At 68.0% G+C, this 12,988-nt stretch carries 12 protein-coding genes; 5 read left to right on the top strand and 7 right to left on the bottom strand.

What is annotated here, in order from left to right:
• The first annotated feature begins 82 nt into the window (after nt 1-82).
• The 3 genes from QCD66_RS11375 to QCD66_RS11385 all read left to right on the top strand — a co-directional run bounded on the left by QCD66_RS11375 (nt 83) and on the right by QCD66_RS11385 (nt 3,112).
• The gene (locus tag QCD66_RS11375; protein ID WP_407567114.1) at nt 83-1,783 is read left to right on the top strand and encodes an IS1634 family transposase; all 1,701 of its coding nucleotides are present in this window, start codon (nt 83-85) and stop codon (nt 1,781-1,783) included.
• 301 nt (nt 1,784-2,084) lie between these two features.
• The gene (locus QCD66_RS11380) at nt 2,085-2,600 is read left to right on the top strand and encodes an ISAs1 family transposase (protein WP_375735553.1); all 516 of its coding nucleotides are present in this window, start codon (nt 2,085-2,087) and stop codon (nt 2,598-2,600) included.
• A 218-nt stretch (nt 2,601-2,818) separates the two neighbouring features.
• The gene (locus QCD66_RS11385) at nt 2,819-3,112 is read left to right on the top strand and encodes a hypothetical protein (RefSeq protein ID WP_375735554.1); all 294 of its coding nucleotides are present in this window, start codon (nt 2,819-2,821) and stop codon (nt 3,110-3,112) included.
• 57 nt (nt 3,113-3,169) lie between these two features.
• On the opposite strand, the gene QCD66_RS11390 is transcribed toward QCD66_RS11385, so the two are convergent.
• The 6 genes from QCD66_RS11390 to QCD66_RS11415 all read right to left on the bottom strand — a co-directional run bounded on the left by QCD66_RS11390 (nt 3,170) and on the right by QCD66_RS11415 (nt 10,652).
• The gene (locus QCD66_RS11390) at nt 3,170-4,642 is read right to left on the bottom strand and encodes an NAD-dependent succinate-semialdehyde dehydrogenase (RefSeq protein WP_375735555.1); all 1,473 of its coding nucleotides are present in this window, start codon (nt 4,640-4,642) and stop codon (nt 3,170-3,172) included.
• Nucleotides 4,643-4,715: 73 nt separating this feature from the next.
• Nucleotides 4,716-5,477 (bottom strand): IclR family transcriptional regulator C-terminal domain-containing protein, encoded by a 762-nt coding sequence (locus QCD66_RS11395; protein ID WP_357543969.1) that lies wholly within the window; start codon nt 5,475-5,477, stop codon nt 4,716-4,718.
• 11 nt (nt 5,478-5,488) lie between these two features.
• Nucleotides 5,489-6,580 carry an ABC transporter ATP-binding protein gene (locus QCD66_RS11400; RefSeq protein ID WP_364222589.1) on the bottom strand — a complete coding sequence of 364 codons (1,092 nt, stop codon included), beginning with the start codon at nt 6,578-6,580 and terminating at the stop codon, nt 5,489-5,491.
• Nucleotides 6,577-8,193 (bottom strand): ABC transporter permease subunit, encoded by a 1,617-nt coding sequence (locus tag QCD66_RS11405; RefSeq protein WP_357543967.1) that lies wholly within the window; start codon nt 8,191-8,193, stop codon nt 6,577-6,579. Before QCD66_RS11405 ends, QCD66_RS11400 begins: the two co-directional genes overlap by 4 nt.
• 155 nt (nt 8,194-8,348) lie before the next feature.
• Nucleotides 8,349-9,416 (bottom strand): extracellular solute-binding protein, encoded by a 1,068-nt coding sequence (locus QCD66_RS11410; RefSeq protein ID WP_375735556.1) that lies wholly within the window; start codon nt 9,414-9,416, stop codon nt 8,349-8,351.
• A 147-nt stretch (nt 9,417-9,563) separates the two neighbouring features.
• On the bottom strand, nt 9,564-10,652 hold the full coding sequence (locus tag QCD66_RS11415) for a PLP-dependent cysteine synthase family protein (RefSeq protein WP_364222596.1): 1,089 nt from the start codon (nt 10,650-10,652) through the stop codon (nt 9,564-9,566).
• Nucleotides 10,653-10,799: 147 nt separating this feature from the next.
• Here QCD66_RS11415 and QCD66_RS11420 point away from each other — a divergent pair, with 147 nt between their 5' ends.
• Nucleotides 10,800-11,171 (top strand): nuclear transport factor 2 family protein, encoded by a 372-nt coding sequence (locus QCD66_RS11420; RefSeq protein WP_375735557.1) that lies wholly within the window; start codon nt 10,800-10,802, stop codon nt 11,169-11,171.
• 31 nt (nt 11,172-11,202) lie between these two features.
• Nucleotides 11,203-11,961, top strand: coding sequence for a phytoene desaturase family protein (locus QCD66_RS11425; RefSeq protein WP_407567115.1), 759 nt, complete (start codon nt 11,203-11,205; stop codon nt 11,959-11,961).
• Here the strand turns inward: QCD66_RS11425 and QCD66_RS11430 are convergent.
• Nucleotides 11,920-12,960: an IS630 family transposase gene (locus tag QCD66_RS11430; RefSeq protein ID WP_375737361.1), complete on the bottom strand. Its 1,041-nt coding sequence runs from the start codon at nt 12,958-12,960 to the stop codon at nt 11,920-11,922. The two genes, QCD66_RS11425 and QCD66_RS11430, sit on opposite strands and share 42 nt — an antisense overlap.
• Nucleotides 12,961-12,988 lie beyond the last annotated feature (28 nt).

Below are 12,988 nucleotides of genomic sequence, written 5' to 3' on the forward strand. Positions count from 1 at the left end.
CCTAGTGACACGCCTACCTGTGGATAACTTCTACTAGCTGCTGATCTATTGCGGTGGTCATAGTCGGTGTACGGTCTGGGCCGTGTACGTGAAGGCGTCGACGCGCAAGACCCGCGACGGGCAGACGATCCGCTACCTGCAGCTGGCCCACAACGAGTGGGACCCGATCGCGAAGGCGTCCAAGACGCGGGTGCTGTACTCCTTCGGCCGAGAGGACCAGCTGGACGTCGCCGGGGTGCGTCGCCTGGTCGACGCGCTGTCACGCCTGCTGGACCCGGCCGACGCCCTCGCCGCAGCCGCGCCGACGGGGCTGTCGTTTCTGGAGTCGCGGCCGTTGGGCGGGGCGTGGCTGCTCGACGGCCTGTGGCGGCAGCTGGGTATCGACAAGATCGCGCGAGGCATGGTCAATACCGCCCGTCGTGAGGTCGACGTCGAACGGGTGCTGTTCGCGCTGGTCGCCAACCGGGCGCTCAAGCCGTCGAGCAAGCTGGCGGCATCGGAGTGGGTCTGCCACGACGTGCACCTGCCCGGCCTGCCGAACGTCACCGACGACGCCTGCTACCGGGCGATGGACGACCTGATCGGCGTTGAGCCCGCGCTGACCCGGGCGATCTACGACAGCATCGCCGACCTGCTCAACCTCGAAGTCGACCTGCTGTTCTTCGACACGACCAGCACGTACTTCGAACTGGACGAGGCCGACGACCTGGCATGGCGCGACGACAAGGGCCGCGTGGTCGACGAAGGCGACCCGGCCGCGGTCAAGCAGGCCGGGTTCCGGACCCACGGCAAGAGCAAGGACCACCGCGACGACCTGCCCCAGGTCGTGGTCGGCATGGCCGTGACCCGCACCGGCATCCCGGTGCGGGTGTGGTGCTGGCCGGGCAACACGGGCGACTCGGCGCTGATCCGCCAGGTCAAGACCGAGATGCGTGAGTGGAGTCTCGCCCGGATCGTGTGGGTCGCCGACCGCGGCTTCGCCTCCGCCGAGAACAGAAGGTTCCTGCAGCAGGGCGCAGGCGGCTACATCCTCGGCGAGAAGCTGCGCGCCGGCACCGCCGAAGCCGACGCCGCCCTGGCCCGGCAGGGCCGCTACGCCACCGTCGCCGACAACCTGCAGGTCAAAGAGGTCAACATCGGTGCCGACGACCGGTTCGTGATCTGCTTCAACCCCGAAGCCGCCGAGCGCGACGCCGCCGTGCGTGAACGGCTGATCGCCCAGCTCACCGACAAGATCGACGGCTCGGACAAGCTCAACGCCACAAAACGCGCCGAGCTACGCGGGGTGATCTCCACCAAGCCTGGCCTCAACCGCTACCTGCGCGTCACACCCAAGGGCCTGCTACGAGTCGACGCCGCCGCCATCAAGGCCGAGCAGCGCCTGGACGGCAAGTACCTGCTGCGCTGCTCCGACCCGAAGCTGTCGGCCGAGGACATCGCGCTGGGCTACAAGCAGCTCCTCGAGATCGAACGCGGCTGGCGCGACATGAAGACCACCCTGGACCTGCGGCCCGTCTACCACCGCCGCGAAGACCGCATCCGCGCCCACATCCTGCTCTGCTGGCTGGCGCTGCTGCTCATCCGCGTCGCCGAGACCACCACCGGCCACACCTGGGCCAAGATCCGCACCGACGTCGAGCGGCTGCACATCGGCGTGTTCACCGGCCCCGCCGGCACGTTCTGCCAGCGCACCGAGCTGTCCCAGCCCCAGAAGGCCCTGTTCGCCAAGCTGAAGGTCGCCGAACCGCCCCGCGTCATCGAGGCGATACCCGCAACCGCCTGACCAGCCTGAATGCCGCGGCCTAGTGACACGCCTCGCCACCGGGCCTACCCGTGTTTGCCCAGCTCAAGCCGCAGATTCGCGGACTATATCGAAGCGAAGCTGCGGAACGCAGGCGAGAAGGAGCGGACCAGGGCCCCGGCAAAGTCGTGATGGTGTCCAGGTTGGGTGGCTTGGAGTAGAAGCGCCGCTGTTGGTGGCAGCAAGACGGGCATGACCCGAAGCCGCCGGTGGGCTGCCCGCAGCGCTCGCCGATCTGCCTGATCCGCGGGCCCGGCGAGGTGTCCGACACCGGTTGCCGGTCGTGGTGACCGCAGCGGTGTGCGCCGTGGTGGCCGGCTACCGTTCCTACACGGCCATCGCCGAGTGGGTCGCCGACGTTCCGGCCTCGACGGCTCTCGCCCTGGGCATCACCCCCGATCGACGGCCATCCGAGGCGACGATCCGCCGGCTACTGCAGGCCCTCGATCCGCAACGACTGACCGCGACCATCGGCGTCTGGCTCTCCGGTCGCAGCACCGCCGACACATCGACTGGCAGGCGGGCGATCGCCATCGACAGCAAGACCCTGCGCGGATCCCGCACCACCGACACCGCCGCCCGCCACGTGATGGCCGCCTGCGACCGGGCCACCGGCGTGGTCCTGGCCAGCACCGACGTCGACGGCAAGACCAACGAGACCACCCGATTCCAGCCGCTACTCGATCAGATCGGCGACCTGCGCGACACCGTCATCACCGCCGACGCCCCCGCACTGCCAACGCGACCACGTCACCTACGCGGCAACCGCCGAGGATCGCCGCAAAGCGACGCGCAGTAGATAGGATCCCGGCAGTACGTGGAACTGCGGGTCAGATCAAGCCGCCGGGCGTCATCTTGATGGCGTCCACCAGCGCCGGCCGCCAACATGCCGGCGGACCTGGACGGCTGCGTCCGCTCCGGTTACGGACCCCACCGTCACAGCGGTCGCCAGTCCTGGAAGCACGGTCAGGGGCCATCCCAGATGGTGATGCTGGCCTGGCTTGCCATCCTCTTTGGGTGATGATCGATGTGGACGACATGGTGCAGACCCGGGGTCCGGACGACTTCTGGCAGGCGGCCCAACCGTTGATCCCGCCCCTGCGCTCCGGCCGCAGGGCGCGTCGCCGGTCACACCGGCCACAGTGGCACGGCCTGCTCGGCTACGGCGGTGATTCGTGCGGCGTCGACCTGGACGGAGAACAGGGCCTTGACCTGTTCCGCTTCCTGCTCCAGGCCTACGAACTCGGACTCGACGGCCCGCCCGCAAGGCAGGTCGCCGTGGCGTTCACCGAACTCGCCGAAGCGATCTGACCGCAGACCCTACACGGGGACAAAAACCCCATCGATCCGATAACGCAACGGTGCCAATCAACCAGCTTGTCGCAACGTGACTGGCAGCGCCACGTAGGTGGTCTCGAGGTACTCCTCGATTCCTTCGAAGCCGCCCTCTCGGCCGAATCCCGAGGCCTTCATGCCACCGAACGGTGCGGCCGGGTTCGAAATCAGTCCGGTGTTGACGCCGACCATGCCGTACTCGAGCGATTCCGCGAGCCGCACAGTGCGGGCGAGGTCGCGGGTGAAGACATATGCGGCGAGGCCGTACTCGGTTGTGTTGGCGCGGCGTACCGCCTCTTCCTCTGTGGTGAAGATGCTGATGGGTGCGACGGGCCCGAAGATCTCTTGGCCGTTGATCTCCGAGTCGTGGTGAACGTCGAGCAGCACGGTGGGGTGGTAGAAGTAGCCCGGCCGGTCAGGAGCGGTACCACCGACCACGAGTTGGGCCCCGTCGCGGACGGCGTCGGTTACGAGCCGGTGGACGGCGTCGACGGCGCGCTCGTCGATCAGCGGACCGACATCGACACCGGGGTCTTGGCCGCGACCGACGACCAGCCGGCCCATCCGATTGGCCAGTTTCTCGGCGAACTCCTGAGCTACGTCCGAGTGGACCAGAAAGCGGTTCGCTGCCGTGCATGCCTCGCCCATGTTGCGCATTTTGGCGAGCATCGCGCCGTCCACGGCGGCATCGACGTCGGCGTCCTCAAAGACGAGGAATGGAGCGTTGCCGCCGAGTTCCATGCTCAAGCGCTGCAACTGGTCGGCCGACTGGCGTACGAGTTGCCGTCCGACCGCAGTGGATCCGGTGAAGGACACCTTGCGCAGTCGTGGGTCCGGCATCAGCGCCTCGCTCATCGCTGCGGCACGAGCGGTCGGCACCACGTTCAGGACACCTGGTGGCAGCCCGGCCTCGTTGAGGATGTCCGCCAACGCCAGCATCGTGAGGGGCGTGAGCTCGGACGGCTTGACCACCATCGCGCAGCCGGCGGCGATCGCCGGAGCGATCTTGCGCGTTCCCATCGCCAGTGGGAAGTTCCACGGCGTGATCAAGAGGCAGGGGCCGATCGGTTTGCGGATGGTGAGCAGGCGACTGGCTCCATCGGGAGCGTGCATCCACCGGCCGTGGATGCGGACCGCCTCTTCGGAGAACCACCGGAGGAACTCGTTGCCGTAGGCGATCTCGCCTCTGGCCTCGGTGATGGTCTTGCCCATCTCCAGGCTCATCAGCTCGGCCAGCTCGTCCGTCCTGCCCCGGATGAGGTCGAACGCCTTGCGCAGGATCTCCCCGCGGTCACGTGGCGCACTCGCCCCCCAGTCTTTCTGGGCAGCGGCGGCGGCATCGAGTGCCTCGATTGCATCCTTGACCGAGCCGTCCGCCACCGAGGCGAGGACGGACCCGTCGGCCGGGTCGAGCACCGTGAAGGTGGCTCCCTGCTCCGCCGCACGCCAACCACCGCCGATGAAGAGGCCGCGCCGATCGGGTCCAGGCAGAGTGCGTCCGGGCATGAGTGACCGAGCTCCTCGGTGTTGTCGGGCGGAAACGGTTGCACCGGATCTGGTGGCTCGATCCGTGCGGCGGTCAGCGGCTGGCGGCCGCCGCGGCTTGCCGCAGAGCCGCCTGGACCTTGGCGATGTACAGCTCGTCCGACCGGGTCATCGGGACGACCACGGCTAGGACGCCGAGAAGGAGGTCGCCCCGCGAGACAGGCGCTGCGACCGCCCACGATTCCTCGGTCGACTCGCGACCGCTGTAGGCCATGCCACGCTCTCGGATGACGGCGCATTCGGCCCGCAGATCGGCCAAGGTGCGCACGGCCCCGGACTCTGTCTTGAACTCGTCGGTGCCCGGCGGCAAACCGAGGTAGCCATGCTCGGCGTTGCTGAAGGCGATAAGGGCTTTGCCTGCGGCGCCCAGGTACACCGGCCCGCGCTCACCGGGGTGGCAGACCCTCCGCACGAGCCTGCCGGACTCCGCGGACTCGATGCAGACACGGTCATGCCCGGAGCGGACGAAGAATGCCACGGTCTCGTCGAGTTCGTCTCGAAGGTTGGAGACGGCTTCTCCTGCGAGCTTGCGGATGCCCGACCACTGGTCGCTGGCGTATAGGAGCGCGGTCAGCTCGGGGCCGGGGACGAACTGACCGTCCTTGTCCTGTTCCAGGAAGTCAGCCATCCTCAGGGTTGCCAATAGCCGCGACGCGGTGCTCAGGCTGACACCGGCCGCGCCGGCGAGCTCGGTGAGTGTCCGGCTCCCGCGAGCGGCTGCGGAGAGTAGGTTGAGCGCACGGATCACCGACCTGACGCCGCGTTGTTCGGTGGGCTCGTCGTCCAGTTCGGTCACCTGGTCCTCCTTCATCGTTCGGCCGTCGGGCCGAAGAGGTTCACATCGCGTGTCCGCCAGATCATGCCTACCGTCTCGCCGGTGCGGTAGGGGTGCTCGCCGTCATCGTGCTGCAGCTGCACCCGCACCGGGCCGAGTGTCTCGGAGTGGACGGTGTACATCGTGTGCGAGCCGAGGTACAGACGGTGCGTAACCTTCCCGGTGCAGTGGCTGAACCCAGGGGGTGGGGTAGCCGCGATGTCCGTCAGCGCGATCCGCTCCGGACGCACCGCGACCACAGACGCGTCGGCGGGCACGTCCCTGCCGTCGTCGATCGACAGCAACCCGCCGTTCTCGACGCTCAGCCGTCCCGGCGCCTCGGGACGGACCGTGAGCATGTTGTTGGTGCCGAGGAAGTCCGCGACGAAGGCGGACCGGGGGTGCTCGTAAAGCTCCCGGGGCGTCCCCATCTGCTCGATCCGGCCGTGGTTCATCAGGGCGACGCGGTCAGACATCGACATCGCCTCCTCCTGGTCGTGGGTGACGTAGACCATCGTCACCTTCAACTCCTGCTGGAGTTGTCGGAGCTCGATCTGGAGACGCTGTCGCAGCTTGCGGTCGAGGGCGCCCAGCGGCTCGTCCATGAGCAGGAATGCCGGGTCGAACACGACTGCCCGGGCCACCGCGATCCGCTGTTTCTGGCCCCCGGAGAGCTGGTCGGGCAGCCGGTCGGCCGCAGCGGCCAGGTCGACGAGTTCGAGCGCCCGTTGCACCCGCTCGGCGATGACGTCGCGCGGCTCCTTGCGCATCTCCAGTGGGAACGCGAGGTTGTCGCGGACCGACATGTGCGGGAAGAGCGCGTAGTCCTGGAAGACGACACCGATGTTGCGCTTGTCGCTCGGCACGCGCGAGATGTCGGTGCCGTCGACGCTGATGGTCCCTGAGGTCGGATCGGTGAAACCGGCGAGCATCATCAGGGTGGTGGTCTTGCCCGAACCCGACGGACCGAGCACGGTGAAGAACTCGCCCGGCTCGATCGTGAGGGTGAGGTCGTCGACGGCGACGTGGTCCCCGTACTCCTTACGGACGTTGTCGAAGTGGATCGCGCCATGGCTGACGGTCATGACTTGCTCCTCGATGTCTTGGTGAGGCGACGGAACAGCACATAGCCGAGCCAGATGACAGCGGCGCAGGCCATGACGAAGACGGAGATCACCGCCACGGTCGGGTTGGTCTCGAGTGAGAGCGCTTCGAAGATCCGCTTGGGTAGCGTCTTGACGTGCACGCCGGAGAGGAAGATCGCGACCGTCGACTCGTCGAACGAGGTCAGGAACGCGAAGAGGCCGGCGATCGCGATGGACGGGGCGATCAGCGGTAGCACGATCCGGCGAAGCTGGACCGTCCGGCTCGCACCCAGGCTGGAGGCGGCTCGCTCGTAGATCGGATCGAGCGAACGGAGCCCCGCGCTGACCACGCTGAACACGAACGGCAGAGCCAGCGTCACGTGCGCCAGGACGATCCCCAGTTCGGTGTCGACGAGTCCGATCCGCTCGAATTCCACGTAGAAGCCGGCAGCGGCGACCACCGTCGGGAACAGCAGCGGCAGCATCATCAGGGTCGAGGTCAGCGTTCCCCAGCCACGGACCGTTCCCCGTACGACGCCCATCGCGGCAAGTGTCCCCAGCACGCCAGCGATGACAGTCACGAAGAGCGCGATCCGGACGCTGACCGCGAGCGGATCGAGCCAGCTTGCGGTGAAGAATTCCGAGTACCACTGGGTCGAGTAGCCGACCGGCGGGAAGACCAGCGCCTTGGTGGCGGCGAACGAGATCGGAATGACGATGAACTGCGGCGCCAGCACGAGGACGCCGAGAACGGTGGCCAGGACCTTCGGGAGTCGTCGGCTGCGGGTGACGCCGAGGCGGTCGAGCCCGCCGGCCGCGCGCCCCGCGAGCTTGAGGACGCGTCCGCCGCGCTTGACGGGGGCGGTGCGGGTGGCCGCAGCGCCGGAACGCCCGGCGAGTTCGGTCGTCGACATGCCGGTCAGCCGTTGGAAGACGACGACGATGACCAGGACCAGGGCGCCGAGCACGAGCGCAGCGGCCGAGGCAAGGCCGTAATCGCCGCTCTGCTTGATCGCGCTGTGGATCAGCGAGCCGAGCATGCTGCCCTCGGAACCGCCGAGGAGCGCGGGGATCACGAACGCGCCGATGCCGTACACGAAGCACAGTACCGACCCCGCCTGGATGCCGGGCTTGGTCAACGGCAGGTAGATCCGGACGAAGGCCTGGGCCGGCCCGGCGCCCAGGCTGGTCGCGGCGCGCATCCGCGAGTCCCGGAGCGAGCGCATCGTGGCGGCCAGCGGCAGGATCATCAGCGGCAGCAGGTAGTGGGAGAGGCTGACGACGACCGCGATCGGCGTGAACACCATCGCGACGGGCTCCAGCCCCAACTGCCCGAGCAGCTTGTTGACCGGGCCCTGGCGCCCGAGGATCACCAGCCAGGAGAACGACCGCAGCAGGATCGAGGTCAGGTACGGCGCCATGATCGCCACCGTCAGGAAGGTGCGCAGCCACTTACCGCCGTGCACCATCTGATAGGCGATCGGATAGCCGAGGACCAGCGCCAGGAACGTCGAGGTCGCGGAGATCAGGATCGTCCGGAAGATGTTGTCGACGTAACCGGAGTGCCCGAGCAGCCGGGTGAAGTTTTCCAGGCCAAGCGTAGGTTCCGTCACGCTACGCAGGGAGAGGATCGCAACGGGGAGCACGAAGACCAGGGTCACGACCAGGGCCGCCGGAACCCCGCTCAGGTCCCAGCCCCGCCGGCGGCGCCGGCCTACCGTTCTACGGGAGGCCGGCGTCGCAAGGTCCGCGTCTGTCGGCGTGGTGGTCACGCGTTGAGCCAGTCCTGCCAGCGCTTGAGCACGTCCGCGCCGTTGGCGGACCACCACTCCACGTCGATGCGGAAGGTCTCGCCGCTGGCGGTCTCCGGGGTGCCGGGAAGGTCGGCGCGGGTGTCGGCGTCGAGGCCGTCGAGCACCGACTGCTGCGACGGCGTGTAGCCCAGCTCGTCCATGATCGCCTTTTGGGCCTCGGGGCGCAGCGAGTACTTGATCGCGTCGAAGGCGGCCGACTCGTTCGGTGCTCCCTTGGGGATGACGAGCTGCTGGACGGAGAGGACGGCCCCCTCCCAGGTGTATTCCAGCGGCACCGCACCGCTCTGGGCGATGCTCTTGATCCGCGCGAGGTTCCCGTAGCCCAGCGCGATCTCGCCCTGGGAGATGGCGTTCTGCAGGTCACCGTTGGACGGGAAGAAGATGGTGTCGTTGCGGATGGTGTCGAGTTTGGCGAAGGCGCGGTTCAGGTCGAGCGGGTAGAGGCGGTCGACCGGGACGCCGTCGGCGATCAGGGCGCCTTCGAGGATCCCCCAGGGCAGCCCCACCATGCCGCGCTTGCCCGGGACGCGCTGGGTGTCGAACAGGTCGGCCCAGGACTTGACGCCGCCGGGTACGTCGTCCTTGTTCCAGTACAGGTTGCGCGAGAACGTGTACCACGGCACCGAGTGTTCGGTGACCGCGCTCGGGTCGGCGAAGCCGTCGAGGCTCTTGGAGTCGATCGGCTGCAGTATGTCGGCGGCCATGAACTGGGCGAGCGAGGAGTCCTCGGCGTCGATCAAATCCAGGGTCATGGAGCCGGACTTGGACATCTGGACCAGCTTGGCAACGTCGGAGCCGCTGCTGTCGAAGAGGACCTTGATGTCAGCGTCCTTTGAGTACGGGTCGAAGAGTGCCGCTTTGACGGCCTCCTCGTAGGTGCCGCCGAAGCCGGCGTACGTGATCGATCCCTTCTCGTCGCCGCCTCCCGAGCAGGCCGTGAGGCCACCCAGGGCGACGACGACTGCGGCCAGCACGGCACCGGCGCGACGCCAGCCCCTGGTCACACCGAGATATGTTCGCATGACGGTTTCCTTCTTAGTCTGGGCGGCCGGTGGGTGAACGGACCAGGTTGAAGGTGAACTTCCGCAGAATGGAAGTATGACTTCCATTGCAGGAATGCTGGTGGCCTGGGTGTGGGCTGTCAAGAGCTGTGGCCGAGCTTTCTGGGATCACGCCGGCAGCGACCCCGAGCGCTCGTACTCGTCCAGTACGGCGACGTACGGCGTCACGTCGATGCCCTGGTCGATGCGCCAGGACGCGTCGTAGTACGTCGAGGCGTACCGTTCGCCACCGTCGCAGATCAGGCTCACCACGCTGCCTCGCTCGCCGTTGCGCTCCAGTCTGGCGATGAGGTGGAGGGTCGCCCACATGCTCGTCCCGGTCGAGGGTCCGACCCGACGACCCAGGCGGCGCGAGGTCCACAGCATCGTCGCGACCGAAGCCGCGTCCGGCACGCGGACCATCTCGTCGATCACCTCGGGCACGAAGGACGGCTCGACCTGCGGGCGGCCGATCCCTTCGATCCGGGAGCCCTTGGCCGACTGCAATCCGCGATCGCCGAGGCGCCATGCGTCGAGGAAGACCGAGTTCTCGGGATCCGAGACCAGCAGCCGGGTGATGTGCCGCCGGTAGCGCAGGTAGCGCCCGATGGTCGCCGCCGTTCCGCCGGTCCCGGCGCTGGCGACGATCCAGGCCGGCACCGGTTGCGCCTCGCCGGACATCTGTTCGAAGATCGACTCGGCGATGTTGTTGTTGCCGCGCCAGTCGGTGGCCCGCTCGGCGTAGGTGAACTGGTCGAGGTAGTGGCCGTCGAGTTCGGCAGCGAGACGCCGCGCCTCGTCGTACACCTGCCCCGGATGATCCACCATCTGGCAGCGCCCGCCGTACCACTCGATGAGCTCGATCTTGACCGGGCTGGTCGAGGCCGGGACGACCGCGATGAACGGCAGGTTCAGCAGGCGGGCGAAGTAGGCTTCGGAGACCGCGGTCGAGCCGCTGGATGCCTCGACCACCGTCGTGGTCGGGCCGATCCAGCCGTTGCAGAGCGCGTAGAGGAAAAGCGAGCGGGCGAGCCGGTGCTTGAGGCTCCCGGTGGGATGCGAGGACTCGTCCTTCAGGTAGAGGTCGATGCCGTGCCGACCGGGCAGGTCGAAGGTCAGCAGGTGGGTGTCGGAACTGCGGGTGGCATCGGCCTCGACGCGGCGGATCGCCTCATCGACCCAGGTCCGGTCGACACAGGTCTGCTGGCGCATCGTCATTCGAGGTCTCCTTCGGGGTCTGCTTCCGACCGCTGTCGCGGATGCCGGGGGGCGCTTGACCGGCTTCGAATTCAGGGGCATCCTATGCTGCGGAAGTCAGACTTCCACTGTGCGGAACTTCGAAGGAGTCCAGTGACCAACCAACCCGTGCCCCCGGCCGATGCCCGAGCGATCGAAGAAGTCCTCAACCGGGTCGCCTACCTCCTCGACGCCCGCGAGTACGACCGGCTCGGCGAGGTGTTCGCGCCCGAGGTCTTCTTCGACAACCCGGGTCGTCTCACGGCCCGCGGGCTCGATGATGTGATCGCCGCCTTCAGAGCGATCGCGACGCCCGCGGTCAGTCACCACATCACCAACGTGGTGGTGGGTGGCGTCGACGACGACACCGCAGAGTGCAACAGCAAGGCGCTCGCCCTGCGGGCGGGAGGGGAAGTCACCGCCGCGATCTATCGCGACACCGTGACCCGTACCGACGCGGGATGGCGCATCTCGGCTCGACGTATCAGTCCACTGGGCTGACCTGGCAACGCGACGGAACGAGAGGAAGCGGATGGAGCACTCGTACGACGTGATTGTCGTCGGGACCGGGCACAGCGGCCTGGTGGCCACCGGATACCTGGCTCGTGCGGGGCTGAGGGTGCTTGCCCTGGAACGCCGCGACATCGTGGGTGGCACCTGCGTCACCGAAGAGATCTTCCCGGGATACCGCGGGAGCAGTGTGGCCAACGCCAGCCACAGCCTCGATCCGCGCATCACCCAGGAACTCGAGCTGAGCAAGCACGGACTCCGCTTCGCCCACCCGCCGCTCGGATCCCTGACCCTCTTCGAGGACGGCAGGGCCCTGCCGGCATGGCCGGACCGGGCCAAGCGCCGGGCCGTCATGGAGCAGTTCGCGCACGGGGACGCCGACCTCGAAGGCTACGCCTCGGTCATCGAGCTGTACGCCTCGGTGGCCCGGCAGATGAAGGTCTCCTTCTACGACCCGCCGCCGTCGTTCGCCGAGGTGGCCGCGCGGTTCACCACCCCGCGCCAGCGTCATGACTTCGATTCGATCATGTTCGGTCCGGTCGCGGACATCCTCGAGGAGCGGCTCTCGTCGCCGCAACTGCAGGCGTTCTTCGCCGGCACCGCGGTCGCCACCAACTTCGTCGGCCCGCGTACGCCGGGCAGCGGCTACCTGCTGCTTCAGCGGCCGCTATGGGAGGAGTCGCTGCGCAGCGTCGGCAGCAACGACGACAACGAACTGATGATGCGAAACGCCGCGCCGCTAAGCGCCTGGCCAGAAGTCCTGTCCGTAACCCTGGGGTAGCCAGGGTGAGGTCCAGGGCGCGGTGGTGGTGAGGTTCTGGTCGGGTGTTCGGTGGCGGAAGAAGGTGTGGGCCTGCCGGATCCGGTCGGCCATGGTGGCGGGGGCGGTGTTGGCGATGTGCTGCTTCAGCGCGGCCCAGATCCGTTCGACGGGGTTGTCCTGTGGGCTGTATCTGGCGCCTTCGATCAGCAGTAGGCGGGGGTGTTCGGCCAGCCACCGTCGGGTGATGCCGCTGTGGTGGGTGGTGCCGTTGTCGCAGATCACGGCGACGACGGGGGCGTCGGGGTAGGCGGTCAGGAGCATGTCGAGGAAGTAGCAGAACACCACGGACACGTTGCGGACCGAGACGTGGTGGTGGAAGGCGCCGGTGGCCAGGTTGACCGCGCCGTGGATGGTGCGGCGCAGGTTGGTGCCCGGGGTCGGGACACGGTGACGCACGCCGACCGGCGTCCAGCAGGCGCGGACCCGGGCGAGCAGGTCGAGGTGGGTTTCGTCCTCGGCGAGGACGACTGATCCTTCGGGCAGGGCGGCGATCTGGTCGCGGATGCCGGCGCAGACGGTGTCGTGGTCGGGGGCGCTCTTGGCGGTCAGGCGGGGCCTGCACCATCGGGCCTGTTCCCGGATGCGTCGGTAGACGGTGCGCAGGCTCAGTGGTGGGCGGCCCAACGCCCGCCAGACCCGGCCGGTGGTCCAAGCCTTCGGGGTGGTGAGCAGGGTACGGATGCGGTCGCCCAGGCGTGGGCTGCCCAGGCGGGGGCGTCCGGGACGGGGCCGGTCGGGTAGTCCGGCGAGGCCTTCGAGGTTGTGGCGGGTGATCCACCGGCGGACGGTGGCCGGGTCGTAGTGCAGCAGGGCGCCGATCTCGGCGGCGGACATTCCGCTGGCGGACAGCAGGACCATCATCGCGCGGGTGGCGACCCGCCACTGCCGGTGCAGGGCGTCCAGGATCTGGTGGTACTGCTCGTCGGTCGGGTTGGCGTACACGTGCGCGGGGCGCATACTGGCGGGGACCTCGTCGGGGCTGATC

The sequence above is a fragment of the Polymorphospora sp. A560 genome, from assembly GCF_045781765.1.
GTDB classification, from domain to species: Bacteria; Actinomycetota; Actinomycetes; order Mycobacteriales; family Micromonosporaceae; genus Polymorphospora; species Polymorphospora lycopeni.

What these genes read in the sequence shown, in the direction of transcription:
- QCD66_RS11390 (WP_375735555.1), bottom strand. Translation starts at nt 4,642, where the DNA reads ATGCCCGGACGCACTCTGCCTGGACCCGATCGGCGCGGCCTCTTCATC.
- QCD66_RS11400 (WP_364222589.1), bottom strand. Translation starts at nt 6,580, where the DNA reads ATGACCGTCAGCCATGGCGCGATCCACTTCGACAACGTCCGTAAGGAG.
- QCD66_RS11410 (WP_375735556.1), bottom strand. Translation starts at nt 9,416, where the DNA reads ATGCGAACATATCTCGGTGTGACCAGGGGCTGGCGTCGCGCCGGTGCC.
- QCD66_RS11415 (WP_364222596.1), bottom strand. Translation starts at nt 10,652, where the DNA reads ATGACGATGCGCCAGCAGACCTGTGTCGACCGGACCTGGGTCGATGAG.
- QCD66_RS11425 (WP_407567115.1), top strand. Translation starts at nt 11,203, where the DNA reads ATGGAGCACTCGTACGACGTGATTGTCGTCGGGACCGGGCACAGCGGC.
- QCD66_RS11430 (WP_375737361.1), bottom strand. Translation starts at nt 12,960, where the DNA reads ATGCGCCCCGCGCACGTGTACGCCAACCCGACCGACGAGCAGTACCAC.